The organism is Ruegeria sp. BC7 (genome assembly GCF_056539165.1).
This window is the reverse complement of the sequence record NZ_JBQFUL010000001.1, coordinates 309,709-333,586: the sequence shown is the minus strand read 5'-3', so window position 1 is coordinate 333,586 and position 23,878 is coordinate 309,709. Positions and strand designations below refer to the sequence as shown.

The window sequence follows — 23,878 nt, the reverse complement described above, 5'->3', positions numbered from 1 at the left end:
CCGTCAGCCCTCAGTTCGCCAAGCCGACAAAGCGGCGGACGGCCTGTCCGTCGGTCAGCGCGCCACCCCCGGCAACCACGATCTCATCCCCGTTGTTCAGACCTGTCAGAACACGGACATCACCGGATTGCGTTGGCTCGATCGTGACCGGAGCGCGGCGAATGGTGCCTTCATCTGCGCCAACAGGCGAAAACACCATGACGCCCACCGCGCCCTCAGCATCGGCGACAATAGCGGTAGAGGGCACGATGATGCCTGTGCGGTGATCCTGCACCTGCACGTTTACCGTCACCGACGATCCGGGCAGAATTTGCAACCCTTCAGGAGGAGTTAGCCCGAACTGGATGCGAAATGTCTGCCCCACGCTCGACGATTCTGCGTCGAATTCGCGGATCTGCAACGGAAAGACCTCGTCGCTGACAGGGAACTTGGCAGTGATTTCGATGTCATCCTGCTGGCCCGAGCGCTGGAACAGAATCTCGGGCACGTCGACTTCGATCCGCAGTTCGGACATGTCGTGAATACGCACGATCGGGGTTCCGGCCGACACAGTGGTAAAGGATTCGACCGCACGGCTTGAAACCAGAGCGTCAAACGGTGCTGTCAGAGTAGCCTGTTCCAGATCGTATTGCGCATCGCGCACAGCAATTTCAGCAAGCTGCGCGGCGGTTTCAGCATCATCCACGGCCACTTGGCTGGCTGCAGTCCCCCGCAAACGCGACAGACGCGCCAAGGTGCGGTCCGCCTGATCCTTTTGCAGCACGGCCCGGTCATACCGGCGTTGGAACGGTTCCTGATCCAACTGTGCGATCAATTCATCTTTGGGGATCACGAAACCCTCGGTGACGGGAAGTTGGACGATCTGCCCGGCCACTTGAAAAGCCAGATCGACAGTCTGCCGGGCTGCAACCCGGCCAAAAAACTGACGCGAAAATCCAGGAGACGTTTCCTGAACCACCATGAGCTTGACCGGTTTCGCAGTGTCCTGCGCGGCCAAAGGTGTCGCAAGTGTCATCAGAGCAACGCTCAGAGCGGAGAAGATCTTCATTTCGTCAATCCCTCAGGAATTCCTGTTTTCAGAATGTTTTCGCGGATTTTCCGGGCAAGCCGCGCGAATTCAGCGGTTTCGGCGTCATTCAGACCTGACGCCCGGTGAAACAGCTCGCCTGCCTCGGACAGAATCTTTTGTCGCATTTCCAGCCCCTTGCCTGACAGAACCAACAGCCACGCGCGCCGGTCTTCCGGGTCACGCTGACGTTTCAGGTAACCTGCCGCCTCAAGCGCGTCGGCGGTTGAGGTAATGGTCGATGGCACAGTCAACATGTCCGCCGCCAAAACGCCCATACGTTTTGGCTGATCAAGCTTGATCATCATGTGGCATTCCTGTTGGCTCAGCTCGACATCGATAAGGTCCAGGCTTTCCTGCAGCTTCCAGTAGAGCGCATACACCCCTAGCATCGCCTGCATTTCAGGGCTAAGCCGATTTACAATTTCACTGTCATCAAGGGTCATAGGCCGAATCCGTTTCAGAGTTCGTTGTCGCGATATACTTCGGAAAATGAAATATTCAACAAGTGAAGTGGATTTGCCTTTATTCTTTGATATTCCCATGGGTCAATCTACCTTGAACTAACCCCAATTTGACTGCATTTTGGGCAAATTCGAGATTTCCAGGGACTGTCATGTACACGCCAGCAATCACCGGCACCGGTGTCTTCACACCAGAGAACGTTATCACGAACGCTGAACTCGTTACGGCGTTCAATGCTTATGCCGACAAGATGAACGCCAAGAATGCAGACGCTATTGCAGCAGGTGAGATGGAGCCTATGCAACATTCGTCCGAGGAGTTCATCCTGAAAGCCTCTGGTATCGAAAACCGTTACGTGATGGACAAAAGTGGTGTCCTAGACCCCGACGTCATGCACCCCCTTCTGCGTCAACGCAGCGATGACGAGCCGGGCATCATGACCGAAATGGCCGTGGACGCCTGCCAGAAAGCACTGGCGCAAGCCGGGCGCACGGCGGATGACGTCGATCTTGTGATCTGTGCGGCCTCTAACCACGAGCGCGCGTACCCCGCGATTGCGATCGAGATTCAGCAGGCACTGGGCATAAACGGCTTTGGCTTTGATATGAATGTGGCGTGTTCTTCGGCCACCTTCGGTATTCAGGCCGCCGCCGATATGGTCCGGTCAGGCTCGGTCAAAAGTGCGCTGGTCGTGAACCCCGAAATTTGCACCGGACACCTGGAATGGCGTGACCGGGATTGCCACTTCATCTTTGGCGATGTCGCAACGGCGACCTTGATCGAGCGGATCGAAGACGCGGACGGCCCACATTTCGAGATCCTCTCGACACGTTGTGCGACCGAGTTCTCCAATAACATCCGCAACAACAACGGATTTCTGCGCCGCACCCGCCCCGCCGGGCTGGAGGATCGCCGCGACATGCAGTTCATGCAGAATGGTCGGAAGGTGTTCAAGGAAGTCTTGCCGATGGTCAGCAAGCACATCGCCGACCATATGGAATCCGAGGGCGTCAGCAGCGAAAACCTGAAACGGCTGTGGCTGCATCAAGCCAACAAAACGATGAACGATTTCATCGGGAAGAAAGTTCTGGGTCGCGAGCCTGCGCCAGAAGAACAGCCCAACATCCTACAGGACTATGCCAACACGTCCTCGGCTGGTTCGATCATTGCGTTCTCAAAATATTCCGAAGATTTCGCCGAGGGCGAAGTCGGTCTGATCTGCTCTTTCGGGGCGGGGTATTCCGTAGGATCGGTGATCGTAAAACGCCACGGGTGACGCAAATTTCCTGACAAACCAGAATCCCAAGATGAAAGCGTCGGCCGCCCCCCTATTCAACGCATAAGAGCAGAGGGTTCAGCTAACGCTTTCTTCTTCAAGGTGCAGCTTCATCTCAATCAACACCTGTTGCAGAAGGCTGGTTTCTTTCAACAGGCGCTTCGCTTCGTTCACGGTGATAATACCGTCTTCGATCGCGGCCTGATATTCGGTCATGAGCATAGCGAACCGCTGACTCAGAGCGATTACGTCCGAGTTCACCCCCCCTGTGCGCGGGGTGTCGGCGTTCCGCCCGTCATATGACAGCGTTATGTTCTTGAGATCGGCCAGCGCCGACGTCACATGCGGGAAGTTTGCCACAGCCTCTAGCCGCGCCACCGAGTCCACAGGCATGAACCGATCGGCATGTTCGGCATTGTCAGAGTAATATCGGCCCAAAGTCGCCTTGGACTTGCCGGTAATCTCACAAGCGGATTCGATTCCAACGTCCTTAACCAACGCTTCGGTATGCTTTTTCAGATAGGCCCCGATATCTGCCATGTTTTAACCTCTGTTGCCTGCCGCCCTACCGCATCTGCCATTGCGGGGGAAAGGGAAACGAAATTTCCCATAACCAAGTCATAATTGAAATGGCATATATTGGCTATCCCTCAGATATGCGGGGGTTTTGTGAGTGAGTGGCGGCAGTTCATGCCGGTTACGAGTGACCGCGGGGCGTTTTCTGGCCTTGCACCGTTTAGGCCGCATGTTGGCCGACGACGTCGCTGTTGTTGACGTTCGGGTATCCATCCCCATTGAGCTTATGCTCGACCCTGGCAACGACAACGGCGGCGTCGCTTCATCTTGGCGTTTGATGACTTGCCCGCATCGGTCAGGCGTTTTAGACCCGGGCCATGGCAAAGCTGTACTTCAATTACTCCACTATGAACGCAGGCAAATCGACCGTTCTGCTGCAAGCCTCGCACAACTACCGCGAGCGGGGCATGGACACCTATCTGATGACGGCCGCACTGGATGGGCGCGCAGGTGTGGGCAAGATTGCCTCGCGTATCGGCATTTCGGCCGAGGCCGATACGTTCGGCGCAGGCGACGATGTGTTTGCCATGATCAAGGCGCGGTTGGACAAGGGTGATGTCGCTTGCGTGTTCGTGGACGAAGCGCAGTTTCTGACCGACGATCAAGTCTGGCAGCTAGCGCGCGCCGTGGACGACCTGCACGTCCCGGTTCTGGCCTACGGGCTGCGGGTGGATTTTCAGGGACGGCTGTTTCCCGGCTCGGCTGCGTTATTGGCGTTGGCCGACGAAATGCGCGAGGTTCGCACCATCTGTGAATGTGGGCGCAAGGCGACCATGGTGATTCGTCAGGATGAGAACGGCAACACCATCACCGAAGGCGCGCAGGTACAGATTGGCGGGAACGAAACCTACGTCTCGCTTTGCCGCAAACACTGGCGTGAGGCTGTGGGCAGCTAAACCGGGTTCGGCAGCGGACGCCCATCGATAAAGGCGGCAACGTTGTCCAGAGCCATGTGCCCCATATCGCTGCGCACTTCTTCGGTCGCGGTGCCCAGATGGGGCAACAGTGTCACGTTCTCCATTTCGCGCAGGACCAGCGGGACTGTGGGCTCGAACTCGTAGACATCCAAACCCGCCCCGGCAATCTGACCAGAGCGCAGGGCAGCGATCAACGCAGCTTCGTCCACGACTTCTCCGCGCGCGATATTGATCAGAAGGGCCGAAGGGTTCATCGCCTCTAGTATCTGCGCGTCGATCAGGTGACGGGTTTCCGCGCCTCCAGGGACCGCCAGAATCAGGAAATCGACCTTGGCGCACAGCTCTTGCAGGTCAGGAACATATTCCGCCGGAAAGTCGATCTCTTTCTTGCTGCGGGATTGATAGAGGACCTGCATGCCAAACCCAAAGTGGCACCGACGCGCGATCGCCTGACCGATGCGGCCCATGCCGACAATCCCAACACGCTTGCCGGTCACGTGATGGCCCAGCATCTGTGTGGGATGCCATCCTTGCCAAGTGCCAGCCCGGACTTGCCGTTCCCCTTCCCCCGCACGCCGAGCGGTAGAAAGCAGCAAGGTCATCGCTATGTCGGCGGTTGCATCCGTGACCGCACCCGGAGTGTTCGTCACGGCAACGCCTGCGGCCCGTGCCGCGTCCACGTCGATGTGATTATACCCGACCCCAAAATTTGCCAGCAATTTGCAGCGCGGGTTGGACACCTGCGCGAAGATCTGTTCCGAGAAAAGATCGCCCAAAGTCGGAACCACCACGTCGAATTCGGCCAGGGCGCGCAGCATCTCATCCTGCGTCATCGGCAACGTCTCTTCGCGAAGCTCGACATCAAACTCTGCCTGCGCGCGTGCTGTGACGGCCGCTGTCATTGGGCGGGCAACAAGCAGTCTCATCAGTGCATCCGCCCGCCAACAGGAACGTCACCATCAGGGCCGATCAGAACAATCTCGCCACTTTCATCGGGAAGGCCCAACACCAGCACTTCTGACATGAAGCGACCGATCTGTCGCGGGGGGAAGTTCACCACAGCCATCACCTGTTTGCCCACCAGTGTCGACGGATCGTAATGCGCGGTGATCTGGGCCGACGTCTTGCGCTCGCCAATCTCATCGCCAAAGTCGATCCACATCTTGATCGCGGGCTTTCGCGCCTCGGGGTACGGTTCAGCACGGATGACCTTGCCGACACGAATGTCGACCTTGAGAAAATCATCGAATGAAATCTCACTCACGAGACAGCTCCTTGGATCGGTCAGTAGCGGCTTTCACGGCACGGTGCAGCAGATCGGGGAAGCCTTCCTCTTCGTGCATCAACACCTCAAGCGCGGCCTGAGTCGTGCCGTTGGGAGAGGTCACGTTGATCCGCAGTTGCGAGGGATCTTCGTCGGCAGCCATCGCCAGCGCCCCCGCCCCAGCCACAGTGGACTTGGCCAGTTTCATCGCCAGATCGTGCGGCAATCCCTGCGCCTGACCCGCGGCCGCCAAGGTTTCGATCAGGTGGAAGACATAGGCCGGGCCTGAACCGCTAAGACCCGTGACCGCGTCCATCTGAGATTCGTCATCCAACCGGACGGTCTCGCCAATGGCTGACAACAGGTTTTCGGCCAGCGCGAGATCGTCATCCGATGCAACAGAATTCCCGATCAAAGCCGTGATCCCCTGTCGGATCGCCGCCGGTGTGTTTGGCATCGCGCGCACGATTGGCGTGCCCGCGCCCAATACGGACTCGAATGTGGCGGTCGAGGTCCCGGCCGCGACCGAAACGAATAGGCTGCCGCCGCCGCCCAGCGCCTTGATCGCAGGCAGTGCCTCGCCCATCATCTGCGGCTTGACAGCCACCAGCACCACGGCAGGCGCTTCGGGTAGCGGTGTATTGATGTTGACGCCCTGCGCCTTCAACCAGTCCGATGGGTACGGATCAACGACCCAGACCGAGGACGCAGGAAGGCCATGCTCCAACCATCCAGCGAGCATGGCCGATCCCATCTTGCCGCATCCCAGAAGCACCAGCCCCTGTTCGGCGACGCGTGACATATCCATGATTGCCCCTCCCCTTACTTGTCGGTTTGGGGCAAAGCTTTACGCGCGCCCGTAAGCCTCTGCAATGGCGACCTGCATTGCGTCTTCGGGTTCGCGGTTGCCCCATGTGACCAACTGGATCGCGGGGTAATACCGCTCGGCGCTCAGGACCGCTGCGGTTATCATCGTGTCAATTTGTTCGGGGCTGGCCGTCTGTCCGCCAGCTAGAACCAGACCGTAGCGATAGACCATCAGCTTCTGGTTTGCCCAATACGTGAACGCACCCGCCCAGCACTGATCATTCATCTTGTTCAGCAGCTCATAAAGCTCGGATTCACGCTCGGACGGTGGGTCCATTTCAAACGAACACACCATGCGCAGGGTTTCGTCATAGTTCGACCAAGCCAGCGTAATCGAGTAAGTGCGCCACTGTCCTTCGACGGCCATTGCGATCTGGTCATCCCCGATCCGGTCAAAGTCCCAGTCGTGGTGTTCAGCCAAGTGTTCAACAATGTCGATCGGATGAAGGTCTTCTTCAAGAAACTGCTCGGAAAGGGCCATAATGCCACCTCACTAATTTCTAGCATTTTGGGGCTGGCAGCGCCCCAGCGCTAGTTGCCTGCTCTACAAGCCGGGCTTCCCCCGTGGGCCTGTACTAAATATGGTGCGCTGCCAGTACCCGTCTGGCAACCCTATTTATTGGGGATAACAGCAATAAGTTGTGGACGAACGGTCACGGCGATCAAAATATTGGCGTCGCATGCAGCTTTGTCTTGATTAAATTCCGCAAGGCGGCAAAATGCACAACACCGCACAATCCCTACCCGGATCGCGCGGCTTCTTTCTTGTATCGAAAATCTGATTCCAGACGTTACTTGTCCAGTTTCGCCTCAAGCGCGGCGATGCGTTCTTCCAGAGCCGCATTCTCTTCTCGCGCTTTCTGAGCCATCGCGCGAACGGCGTCGAATTCTTCGCGCGTAACAAAATCGCGGTCGGCCAGCCAGCGGTCGATCATCGACTTCATCGCATTCTCTGCTTCTTCTCGTGCGCCCTGAGCCACGCCCATTGCGTTGGTCATAAGCTGGGATACATCGTCGAGAATCTTGTTGCGGGTTTGCATGGCTTTGCTCCGATATCGAGGTCACCCCCTATATGGGTAAAGAATGGCGCGGGCTCAAGGTTGACTTGCACTGCTAACCCCGGGCAATGAGACGCACATGCAGGCTGTTCTGAATTTCCCCGATCTGTCGCCCGAACTGTTCTCGATCTCTCTGTTTGGGACAGAGTTCGCGCTGCGCTGGTACGCGCTGGCTTATATTGCAGGTATTCTGATCGCGTGGCGCTTGGGAGTGATGGCGCTTCGGCGGCCTGCCCTTTGGCGGGAATCAACGCCGCCTATGAAGCCCGAGCAACTGGAAGACCTGCTGACCTGGATCATTCTCGGCGTCATTCTGGGCGGTCGGCTGGGTTTCGTGCTGTTCTATCAACCCGCCTACTATCTGGCGAATCCGCAGGACATTCTGAAAGTCTGGCAAGGTGGAATGGCCTTTCACGGCGGATTGCTCGGCGTGGTCGTTGCCTCTTACCTGTATGCCCGTCGCCACAAGATTTCGGTATTGTCCTTGGCCGACCTCATCGCGCACGCGGTTCCGCCGGGGTTGTTGCTGGGACGGCTGGCCAACTTCGTAAACGCGGAATTGTGGGGACGCCCCAGCGAGGTGCCGTGGGCCGTCATCTTCCCCGGAGGAGCCGCGCAGGATTGCCCCGGTGTATTGGTCGGAATGTGCGCGCGGCACCCGTCACAACTCTACGAAGCAGTGCTAGAAGGGCTGCTGCTGGGGGCAGTGCTGCTTTGGCTGGCCTATCGACGCGGCGCGTTCCAAAAACCCGGTTTGATCATGGGCGTCTTCATGGCCGGTTATGGTGCCTCGCGATTTATTGTCGAATTCTTCCGACAACCGGATGCACAATTCATCTCGCCCGGTAATCCGCTGGGGCTGGCATGGCATATCGGCGGCTATGGGCTGACGATGGGTCAGTTGCTGTCAATTCCCATGATCGCACTTGGGCTGTGGTTCGCGCTACGTGCGCGGGCGGCTCGATGACTCTGGCCGATCACTTGCTTGCGCGCATCGCGCAGGACGGCCCGATGAGTGTGGCCGACTACATGACCGAGTGTTTGCTGCATCCGACGCTTGGATACTACTCAACGCGCGACCCTTTGGGCCCACGGGGTGATTTTGTCACTGCCCCTGAAATAAGCCAGATGTTCGGAGAATTAATCGGCTTGTCGCTGGCGCAAAGCTGGCTGGATCAGGCACATCCGGAACATTTCACGCTTGCCGAACTGGGACCGGGGCGCGGCACGCTGATGGCTGATATCCTGCGCGCGACAAAAGGCGTTAAGGGATTTCACGATGCTGCTCAGGTCGTTCTGTTTGAAGCCTCGCCTACCCTGCGGGATATCCAGTCGGAAACACTGTGCGATTACGCTCCTCTCTGGATCGACACGGTTGCAGATCTGCCTGATGCACCGTTGTTCCTAGTTGCAAACGAATTCTTCGATGCGCTGCCCGTCCGCCAGTTTCTGCGCGACGAGGATGGTTGGCGGGAACGCCTGATCGGAAGGGATGGCGACTCGCTGACCTTCGGAATGGGTCCGAAAGCGGATCAGGTGGCTTTGACAGATCGGCTGAAAGACACGCGAGACGGCGATCTAGTCGAACTCTGCCCATCCGCGATTCCGATTATCACCGTCGTGGCTGGCCGTATCGCAACGCATGGTGGTGCCGGACTAATCATCGACTACGGAGACTGGCACTCGCTGGGCGACACGCTACAGGCCGTTCGCGCGCACGAACGGGCGGAGCCGCTTACAGACCCCGGAAAAGCCGACCTTACAGCCCATGTGGACTTTGAACCCCTGGCCACAGCAACACGCGCCGCCGGATGCGCCCACACGCGTCTGACACCACAGGGTGTGTTTCTGGAGCGGTTGGGAATCACGGCACGTGCGCAGGCGCTTGCCGCGCCTCTCGGCGGGGACGAGCTTGATTTGCTGGTTTCTGCACATCGCCGGTTGACGCACCCGGATGAAATGGGAAACCTGTTTAAAGTACTGGGCCTCTACCCTTCCTACGCCGCCCCCCCTCCGGGACTGGAATCATGACACTGGAAATTCTGACATCGGACATGCTGTCCTCTGTTCGCCACGGGTTCTTCAGCCGTCGCGGAGGTGCATCTTCCGGCATTTTCGCCGGGCTCAACTGTGGGTACGGATCGTCCGATCAGACCGAGGCCGTTACGATCAACCGCAATCGTGTTGCAAGCGCGATGGAGGTCGCCCCCGACGCCTTGATCGGGGTTCATCAAGTCCACTCCCCGACGGTGCTGACGGTCGACGCCCCTATCAATGGTAGCAAACCAAAGGCAGACGCCGTCGTAACATCGACGCCCGGTCTGGCGTTAACTATTTTGACAGCAGATTGTCAGCCGGTTTTGTTCGCTGATTCCGACGCGCAAGTCGTCGGGGCAGCTCATGCCGGATGGCGGGGCGCATTGGATGGCGTGCTGGAAGCGACGCTGGACGCTATGGAATCATTGGGGGCAAAGCGCGAAAATACCGTCGCAGTGATCGGGCCGACAATTTCACAAAGCGCCTATGAGGTCGGCCCGGAATTTCTGGATGATTTTGTTGCGGACTCGCCCGATAATCTACGGTTCTTTGCAAATGGAACCGGCGACAGGGTTCAATTCGACCTGCCTGCATTTGGCCTACACAGGCTGCGGCAGGCGGGAATCGGTCAGGCCGAGTGGACGCGCCATTGTACGTATTCCGACCCTGACAGGTTTTATTCTTACCGCCGGTCGACCCATGCGAAGGAAGCCGACTATGGCAGGCTGATTTCTGCAATCAAATTGTAAACCAAGTCTGAATTGTGGCAATTTCGCCGCTTTTTCGCCACATTCTTTGTGTCTATCTGAGTCGGAACAATTTGATTTTTATTGTCCGCTCTCAGGTGCTTATCTGCCAATGCTCCAGCAGAGTCGGACAGTATTAAGAAAGAGGAGCTGCCAACCTTCATTTTGTCCTGAATTGATCCCGGATCAGCCTTATCGGTGCCTCAATATGGCGTCACATTGGGTAATCAGAGGGAACGGGGTGTCAAACCCCTGAGGAGCAGGAACATAAAATGAAGGTAAAATCTCGCTTTCTCATCGCCGTTATCGCGGCGAGCAAAGAGAAGGGGCTGGAGATGCCATGGAAACATGTCTCCAGCCACTCGATCAGAGTTGCCCGCCGCCTGGCGGCGCAGGGCTGAACGAGATGCCCAGGGTGCCAAGCTGCCGGCCCCCAGGGTCAAGAAACACATCGGAGGGGTGCTCCGGTCCGGTGTGTGACCTGCCGCACGTATTGGGCGCGGCCAGGTTCAGGGGCATGTGTGCGCCGGTAATTTCAGCCTGCGTTGTTGTGAGTTTGTTTGGGGGGTCAAAATGTTGGCCAAGGGTCTGCGGAACTTCATTTCGTCGCGTCGTCGATACAGTCGTCGCCCTGGTGTCGCCCTTTCAATCAAAACAAAAAATAAAACTGGTCAGACGGGCTTGGACCGAAGAGTCCTCCTGTCTGAGCGGGCTCTAGAAGGGACGGAATAACAATGCCTATTCCACATTCGCTCTCGCGTGCTGCCAGGAATGCCGTTGATACATCGGCAATGCTGCGCGATGCATCAAGGACGCCTAACAAGCCAAAAGCGCAGCTGCGGCGCTATGAGGTCAGCGCGCTAATGCCAAACGGTGACATTTCACAGACCCGGCACATCGCGCCTGCCCTGCCAATGTTCGAGGACGCATTTTGTGCCTTTACGCGCGGCTCGCTGGTCGAGACCAAAACAGGCCCGCTTGCGATTGAGGACCTTCTGCCGGGCGACACTGTTTTGACTCAGGACGGATCCTCGCAGACCGTGTTGTGGAAAGGTTCTGTCACCCTGATCCCGGGCCGAGAGGATTCGCGGGGCCGCACCCGACCATTGACGCGCATCATGGCGGACACGTTTGGTATGCAAAAGCCACTGTCGGGCGTAATTGCGGGGCCAGCAGCGCGTATCGTCGGCACTCCTGCCCACCTTCGCCACCTGCACAGCAACGAAACGATCCTGACACCTGTTCACGAATTTCAGGACGGGATGAGTGTAATCGAAACTCTGCCGCCCACACCGGTCGAGCTGTTTCACATCTGCCTGAAACGCCACGCGGTGATCAAAGTCGACGGGCTTCAGTTCGAGACATATCACCCCGGTGTGAACGCCGTGCGAATGATCAGCCATTCACTGCGGACTATTTACCTGAACCTGTTTGCGCATGTTGATTCGCTGAACGACTTTGGTCCGCTGCTGATGCCGCGTGCCGGCGACGGAGAGGTCGACGCGATCACAGCGTAAAAATACAACGATAACTGCAAAGTGGGGGCTTTATGCAGATTTTATTGGGTTGGGCACTGTTTCTGATCGTCACGGCGATTCTGCCACCGTGTTGTGCCGCACATAAACGGATGCGCTTTAAGCCATCCGGCTCATTCGTTCTTCCAGCACGTCAAAAGGCACACCGGGCTCGTCCTTAGCACCCCGGATCACCAGCGACGTTTTCACACTGGCTACGTTCGGCGTAGTCAGTAGCTCGCCTGTGAGAAACTGCTGAAAACTGCTCAGGTCCGGGGCTACGCATTTCAGGATGAAATCGACCTCACCGTTGAGCATGTGACACTCACGGACCAGCGGCCAGTCGCGGCAGCGTTCTTCAAAGGCGCTAAGTTCGGATTCCGCCTGGCTTTCCAATCCGACCATGGCAAAGACCTGAACCTCGAAACCCAACTCGCGCGAGTTTACCTCGGCATGATATCCGCGGATCAGCCCGGATTCTTCCAACGTGCGAACACGTCTCAGGCAGGGCGGGGCAGAAATTCCCACCCGCTTCGCCAGTTCGACATTGGTCATGCGACCGTCTGCCTGCAATTCCGCCAGAATCTTGCGGTCAATCTCATCCAGCCGTGTCGCGACCATCAATTGCTCCTGATTTTTTCGGTTGTTATATCAGCACCCCAAAGATGCGCAATAATCTTTCGTGAAAGCGCAATATTCTTTATTTTCAATGTTCTTTTTTTAGGCGCTATTCGATAGCTGCATACCGGATGGTGAACAGGAAGGGGCTTTAAGCGCCGCACAGTGGTCGCTATATCCATTCGCCAAGGGGCCACGCGCCCAAAACAGGCAGATCGAGTTGGGGGTACCATGGCCGAAACACGTCACACGAAGGTTCTGATCATCGGATCGGGGCCGGCTGGTTATACTGCGGGCGTCTATGCCAGCCGCGCCATGCTTGAACCGATCCTGGTTCAAGGCATCGAACCCGGAGGTCAGTTGACCACCACCACCGAGGTCGAGAATTGGCCCGGTGACACCGAAATTCAGGGGCCGGACCTGATGGTGCGCATGCAGGACCACGCCAAGGCGATGGGTTGCGAAATCATCGGCGATATCATCAACGACCTGGACGTCTCGAAACGCCCGTTCACCGCCAAGGGTGACAGCGGCACGGTTTATACGGCCGACGCCGTCATTCTTGCCACCGGTGCACGCGCCAAATGGCTGGGCATGCCGTCGGAAGAAAAGTTCAAGGGTTTCGGCGTATCCGCCTGTGCAACCTGTGACGGCTTCTTCTATCGCGGGCAAGAGATCGTGGTGATCGGTGGCGGCAACACTGCGGTTGAAGAAGCGCTGTTCCTGACCAATTTCGCCAGCAAGGTGACGCTGATCCACCGCCGTGACGAGTTGCGGGCCGAGAAAATTCTGCAGGACCGTCTGCTGAAGAATGAAAAGATCGAGCCGCTGTGGTTCCACGAGCTGGAAGAAGTCGTCGGCACGGATGCCCCGCTGGGCGTCGAAGGCGTGCGCGTCAAGAACGTAAAGACCGGCGAGGTCTCCGAGATTCCGTGTAAGGGCGTATTCGTCGCGATCGGCCACGCACCTGCAAACGAATTGGTAAAGGAATCGTTGGAAACCCATATGGGCGGATATGTCGTCACCAAGCCGGGCTCGACCGAGACGTCGGTTCCGGGTGTTTTCGCCGCAGGTGACCTGACCGACCACATCTATCGTCAGGCCGTCACCAGCGCTGGCATGGGCTGCATGGCCGCGCTGGACGCGGAACGTTTCCTCGCGGAACAAGACTAAGATACAAAAGAATCCCCCCGGATCGGCCGGGGGGTTTCGCCCTGCCCTGCGCAACCTTGCCTTGACCGCCAGCCGACCTCATATCAGACTCGACGCGCGAGCAAGACAACCCAGGTGGCTCAGGTGAACAGCGTTTTATGGCAAGGCGGGTGGGCAACCCGGCTACGGATTATCAGTGGGCTGATCCTGTTTGCCTTCGCGTTCTTTCATTTCATCAATATCGGTCTGGGCCTTTTTCACACAGACTATCTTCACGGGATGCAGGACGGGCGCCACGCTGTCACCCGACACGATATTGGCAGCGCAATCTTGTACGTGGCTTTGTTGACCCATTTCGGCTTGGCCTTGTATTCGATCAGCCAGCGCCGGACGTTGCGGATGCCCTTTAGCACCGGTCTGCAAGTTGTGCTTGGGTTGCTGATTCCCCTGCAACTGATCGCCCACATAGTTCACACACGCTATGCGCACGAAATCTACAGCGTGAATGACGAGATGGGGTATATCATCGCTTTGATGTGGCCCAGTTCCGCGATCTACATGCAATGCCTGCTTTTGCTGGTTGTCTGGGTCCATAGCTGCATCGGGCTGCACATGTGGCTTCGACTTACCCGTTGGTGGCCCAAAGTGGCCCCCTATCTGATCGGGCTGGCTGTTTTTGTTCCGTCCTTTGCCCTTGCGGGCCTGCTCACCGAAGGGCGCAGGATTTGGGCCGATTTTGCCGATCCTTTCCTACGCGAACAATATATCGAGCACTACAACTGGCCCTCGCCCGAGGAATTTCAGGCTCTTTTCAGTGTCAAAGACAACGCAATGCTGGCGTTTTGGATCGCGCTGGCCACGTCCCTTGCGGTGTTTCTTGGGCGCAAGCTATGGCGGCGCAGACACTCTGTTCGGATCAAATACGTAGAAGGCCCCGAAGTGGTGGCTGAGAAAGGCATGACGCTGCTTGAGATATCACAGGCCAATGGCATCCCACACACCGCACTGTGCGGCGGAAAGGGGCGCTGTACTACATGCCGGGTAATTGTCGAGGACGGTGCAGACCAGCTTCCTGCACCCAGTGACGTTGAGGCGCGCAGCCTGGCAGCTGTCAGCGCGCCAGACGGTGCTCGGCTGGCGTGCCAGATTCGCCCGACCGAACCGATCACCGCTTTTCGGATGTTCCGCCCAGATGGTGGGCGTCAGAGGGCTCATGCCAGTCAGGGGCAAGAGCGCAAGCTGGCCGTGCTATTTCTGGATATGCGCGGCTTTACTTCGCGCACCACCGGGCAACTGCCCTATGACATCGTTTTCCTTCTGAACCGGTTTTTTGATGCCATCGTACCGGCCATCACTGCGGACGGGGGTGTGGTCGACAAATACATGGGTGATGGGCTGCTGGCGGTGTTTGAAACGCCTGACGCAGTAAGCTCAGCCAAGGCCGGTCTGAACGCCGCCGCTGATGTGAGCCGCGCGCTGAGGCGGTTCAACCAGCAGTTAGAGGCAGAGGGAAGCCCGCGCATAAGAATCGGCATGGGCCTTCACCTGGGCGATTTGGTGCTGGGGGAAATCGGCGCGGCAGGCAACGCGGCACGCACGATCATCGGGGACGCCGTCAACGTGGCCAGCCGGTTGGAAGGAGAAACCAAAGCCCTGGAGGTAGAGCTTTTGGTTTCGGCCGATCTGCTCAAGGCGGCGGGGTACGAACAAGACCTGATCGACCTGCGGCCCTTTCAGTTGCGCGGCGTGACGCGGCCGATTCCCGCCCTTCCGGTAAAAAGCGCGGCGGACTTGATGCAGGGCAGCCCTGCATAGGAACACATTCACTGGTTCCTGCCAATTTGTCGGCCATTGCCGGGATCGTGGTCGCTTTTTAAAGCAGATGTCAGAAAATCCTTCCATTCCGCGAAAAAACCGCGCATTTCGTCCTTTGTTTCATAAATGTATATGGACTTCGGCCAACGGTCGGGGCAAATGCCCCGCAAACGCCCCTGAATCACTGGCAAAACCGCACTTCGACAAGAGTATTCCTATGACGATGTTAAGTAATCTCGCTCCGATCCCTGAACTATATGTTTCCTACGAGTCAGCTCAGAAGCTGAAAGTAGAAGCCGCTGACCTGACAAGCTGGGATCTCAGCCCGCGTCAAATCTGTGACCTGGAGCTTCTGATGAATGGCGGGTTCAACCCGTTGAAAGGGTTTCTGTCCGAAGCCGATTACGACAACGTCGTAGAAAATATGCGTCTGGCTGACGGCACCCTGTGGCCGATGCCCATCACGCTGGACGTGAGCGAAGACTTTGCCGAAACCATCGAGCTGGGTCAGGACATCGCCCTGCGCGACCAAGAGGGCGTGATCCTCGGCACCATGACCGTGACCGACCGCTGGACCCCGAACAAGGCACGCGAGGCCGAAAAGGTGTTCGGTGCGGATGATGATGCCCACCCCGCCGTGAACTATCTGCACAACGTCGCGGGCAAAGTTTACTTGGGCGGCCCCGTCACCGGCATCCAGCAGCCCGTCCACTATGATTTCCGCGCCCGCCGCGACACGCCGAACGAGCTGCGCGCCTATTTCCGCAAGCTGGGCTGGCGTCGTATCGTCGCGTTCCAAACCCGCAACCCCCTGCACCGCGCCCACCAGGAGCTGACCTTCCGCGCCGCGAAAGAAGCACAGGCCAACCTACTGATCCACCCGGTTGTCGGCATGACCAAACCCGGCGACGTCGATCACTTTACCCGCGTGCGCTGCTATGAGGCGGTTCTGGACAAATACCCAGCCTCGACCACCTCGATGTCGCTGCTGAACCTGGCGATGCGTATGGCTGGCCCGCGTGAGGCGGTCTGGCACGGTCTGATCCGCGCCAACCACGGCTGCACCCACTTCATCGTTGGTCGTGACCACGCTGGCCCGGGCAAAAACAGCCAAGGCGAAGATTTCTACGGCCCCTACGATGCGCAGGACCTGTTCCGCAAATACCAGGACGAGATCGGCCTCGAAATGGTTGACTTCAAGCACATGGTCTATGTGCAGGAGCGCGCCCAGTACGAACCGAATGACGAGATCGAAGACAAGGACAACGTCACGATCCTGAATATCTCGGGCACCGAACTGCGCCGCCGTCTGGCCGAAGGTCTGGAAATCCCCGAATGGTTCAGCTTCCCCGAGGTGGTGGCCGAGCTGCGCAAGACCAAACCGCCGCGTAGCCAACAGGGTTTCACCGTGTTCTTCACCGGGTTCTCGGGTTCGGGCAAATCCACCATCGCCAACGCGTTGATGGTCAAGCTGATGGAGATGGGTGGTCGTCCGGTTACACTGCTGGATGGTGACATCGTGCGTAAGAACCTGTCGTCGGAACTGGGCTTCTCTAAGGAACACCGCGACCTGAACATCCGTCGTATCGGCTATGTGGCCAGCGAGATCACCAAAAACGGTGGCATCGCCATCTGTGCGCCGATCGCGCCTTACGCGACCACGCGCCGCGCAGTTCGGGAAGATATCGAACAGTTCGGTGCCTTCTGCGAAGTGCATGTTTCAACCAGCATCGAGGAATGTGAGCGTCGCGACCGCAAGGGTCTGTACAAGCTGGCGCGCGAAGGCAAGATCAAAGAGTTCACCGGTATCTCGGACCCTTATGACGTGCCTCAGAACCCTGAGCTGAGCGTCGAAACCGAGAACGTGGATGTCGACAACTGCGCCCATCAGGTACTGCTCAAGCTGGAAAGCATGGGCCTGATCGCAGCGTCCTAAGACACTGCTGACACTCTATGAAAGGCTCTCGCATCGCGGGAGCCTTTTCTTTTTCAGGCTATAGTTCCGCGCGTAGGGCCGCGACGGCTCGGCCTTCAAAATCACCGAACTCGGCCGCCTTGGGCTGAATGGCCCGCAGGTGCGGCAAGCGCGTTGCGTAATCCTCATCCGACGCCGTCTGAATGGCGCGATGGATATCATCCTCGGATTCGCAGAGGATCATGCCGGACGTATCCATGAAATCACCGATGTTTGGACAGCCCCAATATATTGGAACGGCAGAACACAGAATCGTATCTGTCAGCTTTTCCGAGAAATAGTTCCGCTCGCGCACATTTTCGATCACCACGGAATAACGGTAAGGGGCCAGCCCGTCAGACTTGAGGTCGAACGGATTGTAACCGCGCCCCATGATGTCGACATCTGCGTTGGTCCGACGCACCCAATCGATAACGGAATGGCGCAATTGGTGCCCTTCAAGATCACGTTTGGCCGAAGCGATCAGCGAGCATGATTTGACTTTTGTGACGTCCAAATCTTGCCAGTCGGGGATCATTGTCACGCCGTAGGGCAGGAACACAGCGTTTGGGATGCTGCCCAGCAACGCATCGTGGAACGTCATGACCCGGAAAAACCGCCGCCACGTATAGCGCAGTATCCGGTCGTGTTTACCGTGGATGGCAGAAGGCTCTCCCATCATCAGCGATATCTGCGCCCGAGTGCCGCGTCGAAGGCGCATGTGGACCGTGGAATTGGGGTACATGATCAGGTGATCCGTGACCTCAAGGTCTCCGACAGTCTTGCCGGTCAATCGGTCCGGGCAGCCTTCGGGCCAGATCATTTCGGACAAGGGAACTGACGCCAGCTTTGGCCCCAAACGGTGTCCATAAGGCAAAATGGCAATCGCGGGTTCGTTCATAGCTATACCTCGGTAAGATCGACCTGACCGCGCATCAAAACGCGCCCACGTCCCGCGACCCGGATACCCGTCATCGCGTCGCAGGACCCGACTCGAGTAACGGTGGCTTGACCGGGGCGCCCCATGTCGTGCCCTTGTTCGGCGGTAAATGAATCCTTTGACATCAACCCATGTTTCCACAGGTAGGCAGCCATTGCACCGGTCGCAGACCCGGTGAACGGATCCTCTGGCGGGCTGGGCGGGGCAAGCAACAAGCGCGAAAACGTGTCACCTGCCTCGGTCGCACCTTTTAAGGTCACGAGGAAAGGCTCGGCCATATCAGAGCCAGAGAACCCTGCCATTTCCGTTATTTCGCGCAGCGAGTCCACATCCAGACTAGCGGCCCGCAACGCATCGTGATCGCGAAGAACGGTGATGCAAAAGGGCAGCCCCGTGGATACGAATTGCGGAGGCGAAATGATCGCTTCTTCCGGTAGACCTACGGCAGCGGCAACCAGATTCGCGGGGACATAATCACCAAACTGCGGTGCGACCTGAGTGATTTCGATCTCGTCCCCGTTCAGACGAACCGGGACGACCCCTACCCCAGTTTCAAGCGACAGCGAATCGCCCTTGAAAAGACCGCGCGACCGCATGGCTTCAACAGTCGCGATGGTTGGGTGCCCGGCAAAGGGAATCTCTCGGCTGGCCAGAAAATAGCGAACCCGGATGTCGGCCACATCTGACGGACCCGTAAACGTACATTCGACAAGCGAAGTCTCGCGCACATAGGCCATGCAGATATCGTCCGGCAGGGTCGCGCCGCCATGAACCACAGCACATCCATTGCCGCCGAAGGCTTGGTCGCTGAAGGCGTCCACCCAGTCAAAATCGAACCAGCCCATTCCTCGCGCCTTTCCCTACGCAAACCGCTTTGAGTTCGCATATCTCACCCGGCACGAGGAAGATGTCACGGGTAAATCGTATGCAGGCTGATTCAGTGGACCGCAACCGGCGAGAAATCATGTTCCCGCGCAAGATTAAAGGCCAGCTTTCGGTCGGCCACCAATGCAAGCCGCTGCCCTTCGGAATCATGAACGGCGTACAGCAGTTCAAGATCACCGGCCTGCTCGCGGACTTCCCGAGGCAGATCAGCGACTTCGACCGTTTTGACATAAACGATCCGGTCGCCTTCGGTGTTCAGTTCGATCGGTGTATTCATTGCTCTTACCCCTTTCTTATGTTGATCGTTTGCACCACGGTTTCGGGCACCGCGCGGGTCAGGTCCACATGCAGCAGACCGTTTTCCATGATCGCCTCGCCCACTTCGACCCCGTCGGCCAGCACGAACATGCGCTGGAACTGGCGCGCCGCGATGCCGCGATGCAGGAAGATGCGTCCTTCGCTATCGTCGCGTTGACGGCCCCGGATCACCAGTTGGCGATCCTCGATGGTGATCGACAAATCCTCTTCCGCGAACCCGGCCACCGCCAGAGTTATGCGATACGAAAAGTCCGAGGTCTGTTCGATGTTATAGGGCGGGTATCCTTCGTTTCCGGCCTTTGCAGACCGTTCCAGAAGGCGTTCCAATTGCTCGAACCCCAGAAGATGCGGGTATGAGCCAAGAGTAAGTTTTGACACGTATTTTCGTCCTTTATTGTCAAAGCGACGTGTTTTGCGGCCCCTCTCTGGCAACCGCATGCTATAGAATATGGGAAGAAACCAGGATGTCCACAAGGTCTGGCGGGATAACGCCTGACACACTATCTTGTGTGATAAGCACCACAATAACCACCGAGTCGCCCATGAACGCGCCCACCGATCTTTCAATGAAAACAGATGAGGTTTTACGGGTAGAGCTGGAGGTTTTTCGCCGCCAGCACCGTGATCTGGACGAGGCGATCGAAGCGTTGCAGGCCAAGGGCACGTCCGATCAACTGACGATCAAACGGCTGAAAAAACAAAAACTGCGCCTGAAAGATATCATCCGCCTGATCGAAGACCGATTGACCCCAGATATCATCGCCTGAACGCGCTGTACAGCATTGCCACAAAAGCGGATTTGGCTATAGTGCGCGCTCTTTCCAAAGGCAGAGGCAAAAGCGGATGAGCGACGTGAAAGTGGGGATCATCATGGGCAGTCAATCGGACTGGTCCACGATGAAAGAAGCCGCAGACATTCTTGATGAATTGGGCGTTGCGTATGAAAAGCGTATTGTCTCAGCGCACCGTACCCCTGACCGCCTCTGGGATTATGGAAAAACCGCCGTGTCGCGTGGCCTGCAAGTGATTATTGCCGGTGCGGGCGGAGCAGCGCACCTGCCGGGAATGATGGCCTCGAAAACGCGGGTGCCGGTGATTGGGGTGCCTGTTCAGACGCGGGCTTTGTCCGGGGTCGATTCGCTTTATTCCATCGTGCAGATGCCCAAAGGGTTTCCCGTGGCGACCATGGCCATCGGATCGGCGGGTGGTGCCAATGCCGGGCTTATGGCCGCTGGCATACTGGCCTTGCAGGACGATGCGCTGGCAGAACGGCTGGATGCGTGGCGCGATGCGCTGTCGGCCTCGATCCCGCAGGAGCCTGTCGATGACTGAGATGCTGCAGCCCGGCGCAACGATCGGTATTCTTGGCGGTGGTCAGTTGGGACGGATGCTGTCCGTTGCAGCGGCCCGTCTGGGATTCGTCACTCATATCTATGAGCCCGGCGCAAACCCTCCTGCCGGTCAGGTGGCCGACCGGGTGACAACGGCAGCCTATGACGACGCCGACGCTTTGAAAGCCTTTGCCGAGTCGGTTGATGTCATCACTTATGAGTTTGAAAACATCCCGACCGAGGCGTTGGACATTCTGGAATCTCACCGCCCCATTCGCCCCGGACGCGAGGCGTTGCGCGTCAGTCAGGATCGCCTGACCGAAAAGACTTTTCTGCAAGGGTTGGGCCTGCAAACCGCGCCGTTTGCCGACATCACAGATTTGGACAGCCTGAAGGCCGCAATCGAACAAATCGGAACGCCTGCGATCCTGAAAACCCGTCGTTTCGGCTATGACGGCAAGGGGCAGGCCCGACTACGCACCCCCGAGGACGCCGAGACCGCTCTGGCGGACATGGCCGGTGCGCCCGCAATCCTCGAAGGTTTTGTCGATTTCAGTCACGAGGTCTCGATCATTGCGGCCCGCGGGTTGGATGGTCAGGTGGCCTGTTTCGACCCCGGCGAAAACGTGCATCGCGACGGCATCCTGCATACGACAACCGTCCCGGCACGTCTGCGCCCGGCGCAGCGAACGGATGCGATTTTGCTGGCCGCCAATATCCTGAACGCCTTGGACTATGTGGGCGTGATGGGGGTTGAGCTGTTTGTCACGCCCGGCGGCCTGATCGTGAACGAGATCGCTCCGCGCGTACATAACTCGGGCCATTGGACACAGAACGGCTGTGCTGTGGATCAGTTCGAGCAGCATATTCGCGCCGTAGCCGGATGGCCCCTGGGCGACGGGCAGCGTCACGCGGACGTGGTGATGGAGAACCTGATCGGCGACGACATGAGCCGCGTGCCGGAATTGGCACAGGAACGGGACGTGGCGCTGCATCTATACGGCAAGGCTGAGGTTAAAGCCGGTCGAAAGATGGGCCATTTCAACCGTATCGTCCGCTGAGAAATCGCGCTGACGCGCGATGCCTCCGGCGGGGATATTTGTAGCCAGATGAAGCCTGCGGATCAGGCTAGGAACCGGGCCGCGATATCTCCGGCCATGTAGCTGATCCGGCCCGCTGCCATTGTGGTGGCAACCCGGTGTGTCTTAGCGTCCAAAATGACCAGATCGGCACGTTGGCCGGGTGCCAGCGTGCCACGGTCCTGCAGTCCCAGAACCTGCGCCGGGCCGGAGGATACAAGGCTCCAGGCACCGGCAAAATCCAGCAGGCCGCTTTTGGCCAACATCAATGCGGCGCGACGTGGGCTGGGGTAATGGTAGTCCGAAGCCAGAGCGTCGCACAGCCCCATAGCAATCAAGTCCAGCGCACTGGCATTGCCTTTATGCGATCCGCCACGCACCACATTCGGGGACCCTAGAATAACGTGATCTCCAGCAGAACGGGCGGCCTCGGCTGCCTCAAGCGTTTCGGGAAACTCGGAAATGCGCGCGCCCCGGTTTCGCCAGTCGGCCCGGGTTGTCGAGGTCGCGTCATCGTGGCTGCCCATGCGCACCCCCTGCCCCGTCAGCGCAGCGCAGAGATCATCAAGTGCGTGAGGCACCTCAGCCCTGCGCGCGTGCATGGACAGCAACATTTCAAAGTGTTTGTCCGGGTTACGCCCTGCCTTCAGCGCTTGCCCAGTCAGGCGCGGCGGTTTGCGCCCTTCCGACAGGCGGTCATGTGGCAGGTGATCGTTGAAAACGACATAGGGCACTTGCCATTGCTTGATCCGTTCCGGCAGGCCGGCGTAGTCGTCCAGCATGTGCGTCTCAAACCGCAGTTGAGGCATCAGATCGGTAACGACGCGACCTTTTACCGAAGCAATCGCATCAAACACCTGCCCCGCAAATTCAGGACCGCGCACGCCGCCTTCCCAACTGTAGAACTGCGCCAAAACAGCGGTTGTGATTCCGTTGGCGGCCAGCTCGGACTCGACCGACAGAATACCCTCATCCATCTGTTTCATCGCCCCTCGGCGCGGCGCGATATGGCGCTCGAACCCGTCGCCGTGCAGGTCAATGATGCCAGGTAGTACAAGGTACCCTGACAAGTCGATGGCCTGTCCGGTACGGTCAGACCGAATGATCCCCTCGGCCAATGACAGGTCGGCAGAGGCCAGGCCACAGTCGGGCAACAGAACCTCCGCCCCGGTCAGTGTCAGGTTGAGCGGGGTCATTGCGAGGGCTCCGAAGCAGGTTCCGAGCAATCCTGCCCGATACAGATTTCATCAATGATATCCTGCACCCCGTCCAGCCACGTGATTTCCGGATCGAACTGGCCAAACTCGATAAAATGCAGCGCCTGAGCCATGACGCGCGGGTTGTTCATCATGAACGTATGGGTCACAGGCAAGACGATATGGTCCTTCATGCCGTCGACTTTGGTGGTTTCGACAGAGACCTTGCCGTCATCTTTGCCGTCGATCATTGAAGAAAACAAAGGGTTCAGAGAATTCTCACCCGCGATTACCCCCAACTCAAAATCAACCGGCGGCAACCGGGCCGGAATCCCTTCCGGGCCAGTTCCTAGCGCCAGACCTGCAGGTCCGTGGAGCATTCCGAACACCTCATAAGCGCCCAATTCATCGACCAGTTGGCTGCCCTGATTAGGCGGTCCAAGCATGACCACGCGACCCAGGTTCTCGGGCTGATTGTCCTGCAACCAGTACCGCAGGAGGATGCCCCCCATCGAATGGGCCACGACATTGACCGCATCGTCACCGCAGGCCGCAAATGCTTTGGGCAGAGTTTGGTTGGCCAGTTCAGGAATCGGCAGATCCGTCGACGGGTAGCCGGGCCGCACGACCATATAGTCATGCGCCTTGAACAACTGCTCCATCACGGTAAAGGACGCTTCGGTACGGGCAAGCCCATGCAACAGCACAACGCATTTTGCCTGTACCACCGCAGGAATTAGAAACAGAACAAGGGCAAGCAGGTATCTCATAGCGGCCAGATAAGCCCAAACAGAGGGTAATAAA

At 58.0% G+C, this 23,878-nt stretch carries 28 protein-coding genes; 13 read left to right on the top strand and 15 right to left on the bottom strand.

Translation table 11 applies throughout. The features are described 5' to 3' along the window. Positions 1-10: 10 nt before the first annotated feature. Together ACR0KS_RS01465 and ACR0KS_RS01460 are read right to left on the bottom strand one after the other, a co-directional pair. Positions 11-1,048 (bottom strand): efflux RND transporter periplasmic adaptor subunit, encoded by a 1,038-nt coding sequence (locus ACR0KS_RS01465; protein ID WP_170561908.1) that lies wholly within the window; start codon positions 1,046-1,048, stop codon positions 11-13. Then, the gene (locus ACR0KS_RS01460) at positions 1,045-1,512 is read right to left on the bottom strand and encodes a MarR family transcriptional regulator (protein WP_170384747.1); all 468 of its coding nucleotides are present in this window, start codon (positions 1,510-1,512) and stop codon (positions 1,045-1,047) included. The genes ACR0KS_RS01465 and ACR0KS_RS01460 overlap by 4 nt, the downstream gene beginning before the upstream one ends. Positions 1,513-1,682: 170 nt before the next feature. On the opposite strand from ACR0KS_RS01460, the gene ACR0KS_RS01455 reads away from it, so the two are divergent. After that, positions 1,683-2,807: a beta-ketoacyl-ACP synthase III gene (locus tag ACR0KS_RS01455; RefSeq protein WP_170561905.1), complete on the top strand. Its 1,125-nt coding sequence runs from the start codon at positions 1,683-1,685 to the stop codon at positions 2,805-2,807. Positions 2,808-2,885: 78 nt separating this feature from the next. Here ACR0KS_RS01455 and ACR0KS_RS01450 read toward each other — a convergent pair whose 3' ends face one another. Further along, entirely contained in the window at positions 2,886-3,347 is a 462-nt protein-coding gene (locus ACR0KS_RS01450; RefSeq protein WP_170484157.1) for a hypothetical protein, read from the bottom strand. A gap of 353 nt (positions 3,348-3,700) precedes the next feature. Here ACR0KS_RS01450 and ACR0KS_RS01445 point away from each other — a divergent pair, with 353 nt between their 5' ends. Next, complete coding sequence (locus ACR0KS_RS01445; RefSeq protein WP_170561903.1) at positions 3,701-4,279, top strand: thymidine kinase; 579 nt, start codon at positions 3,701-3,703, stop codon at positions 4,277-4,279. Here the strand turns inward: ACR0KS_RS01445 and ACR0KS_RS01440 are convergent. From ACR0KS_RS01440 to ACR0KS_RS01420, 5 genes are all read right to left on the bottom strand, one after another. Next, positions 4,276-5,226, bottom strand: a complete 951-nt coding sequence (locus ACR0KS_RS01440) for a 2-hydroxyacid dehydrogenase (protein ID WP_170561900.1) — start codon at positions 5,224-5,226, stop codon at positions 4,276-4,278. The two genes, ACR0KS_RS01445 and ACR0KS_RS01440, sit on opposite strands and share 4 nt — an antisense overlap. Next, a complete protein-coding gene (locus ACR0KS_RS01435) occupies positions 5,226-5,564 on the bottom strand; it encodes a tRNA-binding protein (RefSeq protein WP_170561897.1) in 339 nt (112 codons plus the stop codon). The genes ACR0KS_RS01440 and ACR0KS_RS01435 overlap by 1 nt, the downstream gene beginning before the upstream one ends. Next, positions 5,557-6,372 (bottom strand): pyrroline-5-carboxylate reductase, encoded by an 816-nt coding sequence (proC, locus tag ACR0KS_RS01430; protein ID WP_170561894.1) that lies wholly within the window; start codon positions 6,370-6,372, stop codon positions 5,557-5,559. The genes ACR0KS_RS01435 and proC overlap by 8 nt, the downstream gene beginning before the upstream one ends. Positions 6,373-6,411: 39 nt before the next feature. Continuing rightward, entirely contained in the window at positions 6,412-6,912 is a 501-nt protein-coding gene (locus tag ACR0KS_RS01425; RefSeq protein ID WP_170484163.1) for a YbjN domain-containing protein, read from the bottom strand. Positions 6,913-7,222: 310 nt separating this feature from the next. Then, on the bottom strand, positions 7,223-7,471 hold the full coding sequence (locus ACR0KS_RS01420) for an accessory factor UbiK family protein (protein ID WP_170384762.1): 249 nt from the start codon (positions 7,469-7,471) through the stop codon (positions 7,223-7,225). Between the two features lie 97 nt (positions 7,472-7,568). Between ACR0KS_RS01420 and lgt the strand changes: the two genes are divergently transcribed. The 5 genes from lgt (at position 7,569) to ACR0KS_RS01395 (ending at position 11,789) form a co-directional block, all read left to right on the top strand. Continuing rightward, positions 7,569-8,456, top strand: a complete 888-nt coding sequence (gene lgt / locus ACR0KS_RS01415) for a prolipoprotein diacylglyceryl transferase (RefSeq protein WP_170384763.1) — start codon at positions 7,569-7,571, stop codon at positions 8,454-8,456. Continuing rightward, entirely contained in the window at positions 8,453-9,520 is a 1,068-nt protein-coding gene (locus ACR0KS_RS01410) for an SAM-dependent methyltransferase (RefSeq protein WP_170561891.1), read from the top strand. The genes lgt and ACR0KS_RS01410 overlap by 4 nt, the downstream gene beginning before the upstream one ends. Next, positions 9,517-10,275: a peptidoglycan editing factor PgeF gene (pgeF, locus tag ACR0KS_RS01405; protein ID WP_170561888.1), complete on the top strand. Its 759-nt coding sequence runs from the start codon at positions 9,517-9,519 to the stop codon at positions 10,273-10,275. Before ACR0KS_RS01410 ends, pgeF begins: the two co-directional genes overlap by 4 nt. A 269-nt stretch (positions 10,276-10,544) precedes the next feature. Beyond that, a complete protein-coding gene (locus ACR0KS_RS01400; RefSeq protein WP_480693090.1) occupies positions 10,545-10,673 on the top strand; it encodes a hypothetical protein in 129 nt (42 codons plus the stop codon). A gap of 333 nt (positions 10,674-11,006) precedes the next feature. Further along, positions 11,007-11,789 carry a Hint domain-containing protein gene (locus ACR0KS_RS01395; protein ID WP_170384768.1) on the top strand — a complete coding sequence of 261 codons (783 nt, stop codon included), beginning with the start codon at positions 11,007-11,009 and terminating at the stop codon, positions 11,787-11,789. 117 nt (positions 11,790-11,906) lie between these two features. Here the strand turns inward: ACR0KS_RS01395 and ACR0KS_RS01390 are convergent, their stop codons facing one another. Continuing rightward, positions 11,907-12,407, bottom strand: coding sequence for an Lrp/AsnC family transcriptional regulator (locus ACR0KS_RS01390; RefSeq protein WP_170384769.1), 501 nt, complete (start codon positions 12,405-12,407; stop codon positions 11,907-11,909). A gap of 228 nt (positions 12,408-12,635) precedes the next feature. Here ACR0KS_RS01390 and trxB point away from each other — a divergent pair, with 228 nt between their 5' ends. The 3 genes from trxB to ACR0KS_RS01375 all read left to right on the top strand — a co-directional run bounded on the left by trxB (position 12,636) and on the right by ACR0KS_RS01375 (position 17,307). Next, positions 12,636-13,577, top strand: coding sequence for a thioredoxin-disulfide reductase (trxB, locus tag ACR0KS_RS01385; protein ID WP_170561886.1), 942 nt, complete (start codon positions 12,636-12,638; stop codon positions 13,575-13,577). A gap of 123 nt (positions 13,578-13,700) precedes the next feature. Continuing rightward, entirely contained in the window at positions 13,701-15,371 is a 1,671-nt protein-coding gene (locus ACR0KS_RS01380) for an adenylate/guanylate cyclase domain-containing protein (protein ID WP_170561883.1), read from the top strand. 217 nt (positions 15,372-15,588) lie between these two features. After that, entirely contained in the window at positions 15,589-17,307 is a 1,719-nt protein-coding gene (locus tag ACR0KS_RS01375; RefSeq protein WP_170384775.1) for a bifunctional sulfate adenylyltransferase/adenylylsulfate kinase, read from the top strand. Between the two features lie 58 nt (positions 17,308-17,365). Here the strand turns inward: ACR0KS_RS01375 and ACR0KS_RS01370 are convergent, their stop codons facing one another. The 4 genes from ACR0KS_RS01370 to ACR0KS_RS01355 all read right to left on the bottom strand — a co-directional run bounded on the left by ACR0KS_RS01370 (position 17,366) and on the right by ACR0KS_RS01355 (position 19,846). Continuing rightward, the gene (locus ACR0KS_RS01370; RefSeq protein WP_170561881.1) at positions 17,366-18,226 is read right to left on the bottom strand and encodes a hypothetical protein; all 861 of its coding nucleotides are present in this window, start codon (positions 18,224-18,226) and stop codon (positions 17,366-17,368) included. Between the two features lie 2 nt (positions 18,227-18,228). Further along, the gene (locus tag ACR0KS_RS01365) at positions 18,229-19,110 is read right to left on the bottom strand and encodes a PhzF family phenazine biosynthesis protein (RefSeq protein ID WP_170561878.1); all 882 of its coding nucleotides are present in this window, start codon (positions 19,108-19,110) and stop codon (positions 18,229-18,231) included. Between the two features lie 92 nt (positions 19,111-19,202). After that, positions 19,203-19,427 carry a DUF1150 family protein gene (locus ACR0KS_RS01360; protein ID WP_170384781.1) on the bottom strand — a complete coding sequence of 75 codons (225 nt, stop codon included), beginning with the start codon at positions 19,425-19,427 and terminating at the stop codon, positions 19,203-19,205. 5 nt (positions 19,428-19,432) lie between these two features. Continuing rightward, a complete protein-coding gene (locus ACR0KS_RS01355) occupies positions 19,433-19,846 on the bottom strand; it encodes an Hsp20 family protein (protein ID WP_058275530.1) in 414 nt (137 codons plus the stop codon). A gap of 164 nt (positions 19,847-20,010) precedes the next feature. On the opposite strand from ACR0KS_RS01355, the gene ACR0KS_RS01350 reads away from it, so the two are divergent. The 3 genes from ACR0KS_RS01350 (at position 20,011) to ACR0KS_RS01340 (ending at position 21,860) form a co-directional block, all read left to right on the top strand. Then, on the top strand, positions 20,011-20,235 hold the full coding sequence (locus ACR0KS_RS01350; RefSeq protein WP_010441787.1) for a YdcH family protein: 225 nt from the start codon (positions 20,011-20,013) through the stop codon (positions 20,233-20,235). Positions 20,236-20,311: 76 nt separating this feature from the next. After that, positions 20,312-20,800, top strand: a complete 489-nt coding sequence (gene purE, locus ACR0KS_RS01345; RefSeq protein WP_170384784.1) for a 5-(carboxyamino)imidazole ribonucleotide mutase — start codon at positions 20,312-20,314, stop codon at positions 20,798-20,800. Continuing rightward, positions 20,793-21,860, top strand: coding sequence for a 5-(carboxyamino)imidazole ribonucleotide synthase (locus ACR0KS_RS01340; RefSeq protein WP_170561875.1), 1,068 nt, complete (start codon positions 20,793-20,795; stop codon positions 21,858-21,860). The genes purE and ACR0KS_RS01340 overlap by 8 nt, the downstream gene beginning before the upstream one ends. 62 nt (positions 21,861-21,922) lie before the next feature. Here ACR0KS_RS01340 and ACR0KS_RS01335 read toward each other — a convergent pair whose 3' ends face one another. Then, the gene (locus tag ACR0KS_RS01335; protein ID WP_170561871.1) at positions 21,923-23,074 is read right to left on the bottom strand and encodes an alpha-D-ribose 1-methylphosphonate 5-triphosphate diphosphatase; all 1,152 of its coding nucleotides are present in this window, start codon (positions 23,072-23,074) and stop codon (positions 21,923-21,925) included. Next, the gene (locus ACR0KS_RS01330; RefSeq protein WP_170561868.1) at positions 23,071-23,844 is read right to left on the bottom strand and encodes an alpha/beta fold hydrolase; all 774 of its coding nucleotides are present in this window, start codon (positions 23,842-23,844) and stop codon (positions 23,071-23,073) included. Before ACR0KS_RS01330 ends, ACR0KS_RS01335 begins: the two co-directional genes overlap by 4 nt. Positions 23,845-23,878 lie beyond the last annotated feature (34 nt).

Coding starts and splice junctions, on each gene's coding strand:
- trxB (WP_170561886.1), top strand. CDS start 12,636: ATGGCCGAAACACGTCACACGAAGGTTCTGATCATCGGATCGGGGCCG.
- ACR0KS_RS01455 (WP_170561905.1), top strand. CDS start 1,683: ATGTACACGCCAGCAATCACCGGCACCGGTGTCTTCACACCAGAGAAC.
- ACR0KS_RS01365 (WP_170561878.1), bottom strand. CDS start 19,110: ATGGGCTGGTTCGATTTTGACTGGGTGGACGCCTTCAGCGACCAAGCC.
- ACR0KS_RS01395 (WP_170384768.1), top strand. CDS start 11,007: ATGCCTATTCCACATTCGCTCTCGCGTGCTGCCAGGAATGCCGTTGAT.
- ACR0KS_RS01460 (WP_170384747.1), bottom strand. CDS start 1,512: ATGACCCTTGATGACAGTGAAATTGTAAATCGGCTTAGCCCTGAAATG.
- ACR0KS_RS01420 (WP_170384762.1), bottom strand. CDS start 7,471: ATGCAAACCCGCAACAAGATTCTCGACGATGTATCCCAGCTTATGACC.
- ACR0KS_RS01390 (WP_170384769.1), bottom strand. CDS start 12,407: ATGGTCGCGACACGGCTGGATGAGATTGACCGCAAGATTCTGGCGGAA.
- ACR0KS_RS01450 (WP_170484157.1), bottom strand. CDS start 3,347: ATGGCAGATATCGGGGCCTATCTGAAAAAGCATACCGAAGCGTTGGTT.
- ACR0KS_RS01340 (WP_170561875.1), top strand. CDS start 20,793: ATGACTGAGATGCTGCAGCCCGGCGCAACGATCGGTATTCTTGGCGGT.
- ACR0KS_RS01370 (WP_170561881.1), bottom strand. CDS start 18,226: ATGAACGAACCCGCGATTGCCATTTTGCCTTATGGACACCGTTTGGGG.
- ACR0KS_RS01360 (WP_170384781.1), bottom strand. CDS start 19,427: ATGAATACACCGATCGAACTGAACACCGAAGGCGACCGGATCGTTTAT.
- purE (WP_170384784.1), top strand. CDS start 20,312: ATGAGCGACGTGAAAGTGGGGATCATCATGGGCAGTCAATCGGACTGG.
- ACR0KS_RS01400 (WP_480693090.1), top strand. CDS start 10,545: ATGAAGGTAAAATCTCGCTTTCTCATCGCCGTTATCGCGGCGAGCAAA.
- ACR0KS_RS01375 (WP_170384775.1), top strand. CDS start 15,589: ATGACGATGTTAAGTAATCTCGCTCCGATCCCTGAACTATATGTTTCC.
- pgeF (WP_170561888.1), top strand. CDS start 9,517: ATGACACTGGAAATTCTGACATCGGACATGCTGTCCTCTGTTCGCCAC.
- proC (WP_170561894.1), bottom strand. CDS start 6,372: ATGGATATGTCACGCGTCGCCGAACAGGGGCTGGTGCTTCTGGGATGC.
- ACR0KS_RS01335 (WP_170561871.1), bottom strand. CDS start 23,074: ATGACCCCGCTCAACCTGACACTGACCGGGGCGGAGGTTCTGTTGCCC.
- ACR0KS_RS01350 (WP_010441787.1), top strand. CDS start 20,011: ATGAACGCGCCCACCGATCTTTCAATGAAAACAGATGAGGTTTTACGG.
- ACR0KS_RS01425 (WP_170484163.1), bottom strand. CDS start 6,912: ATGGCCCTTTCCGAGCAGTTTCTTGAAGAAGACCTTCATCCGATCGAC.
- ACR0KS_RS01440 (WP_170561900.1), bottom strand. CDS start 5,226: ATGAGACTGCTTGTTGCCCGCCCAATGACAGCGGCCGTCACAGCACGC.
- ACR0KS_RS01410 (WP_170561891.1), top strand. CDS start 8,453: ATGACTCTGGCCGATCACTTGCTTGCGCGCATCGCGCAGGACGGCCCG.
- ACR0KS_RS01445 (WP_170561903.1), top strand. CDS start 3,701: ATGGCAAAGCTGTACTTCAATTACTCCACTATGAACGCAGGCAAATCG.
- lgt (WP_170384763.1), top strand. CDS start 7,569: ATGCAGGCTGTTCTGAATTTCCCCGATCTGTCGCCCGAACTGTTCTCG.
- ACR0KS_RS01465 (WP_170561908.1), bottom strand. CDS start 1,048: ATGAAGATCTTCTCCGCTCTGAGCGTTGCTCTGATGACACTTGCGACA.
- ACR0KS_RS01330 (WP_170561868.1), bottom strand. CDS start 23,844: ATGAGATACCTGCTTGCCCTTGTTCTGTTTCTAATTCCTGCGGTGGTA.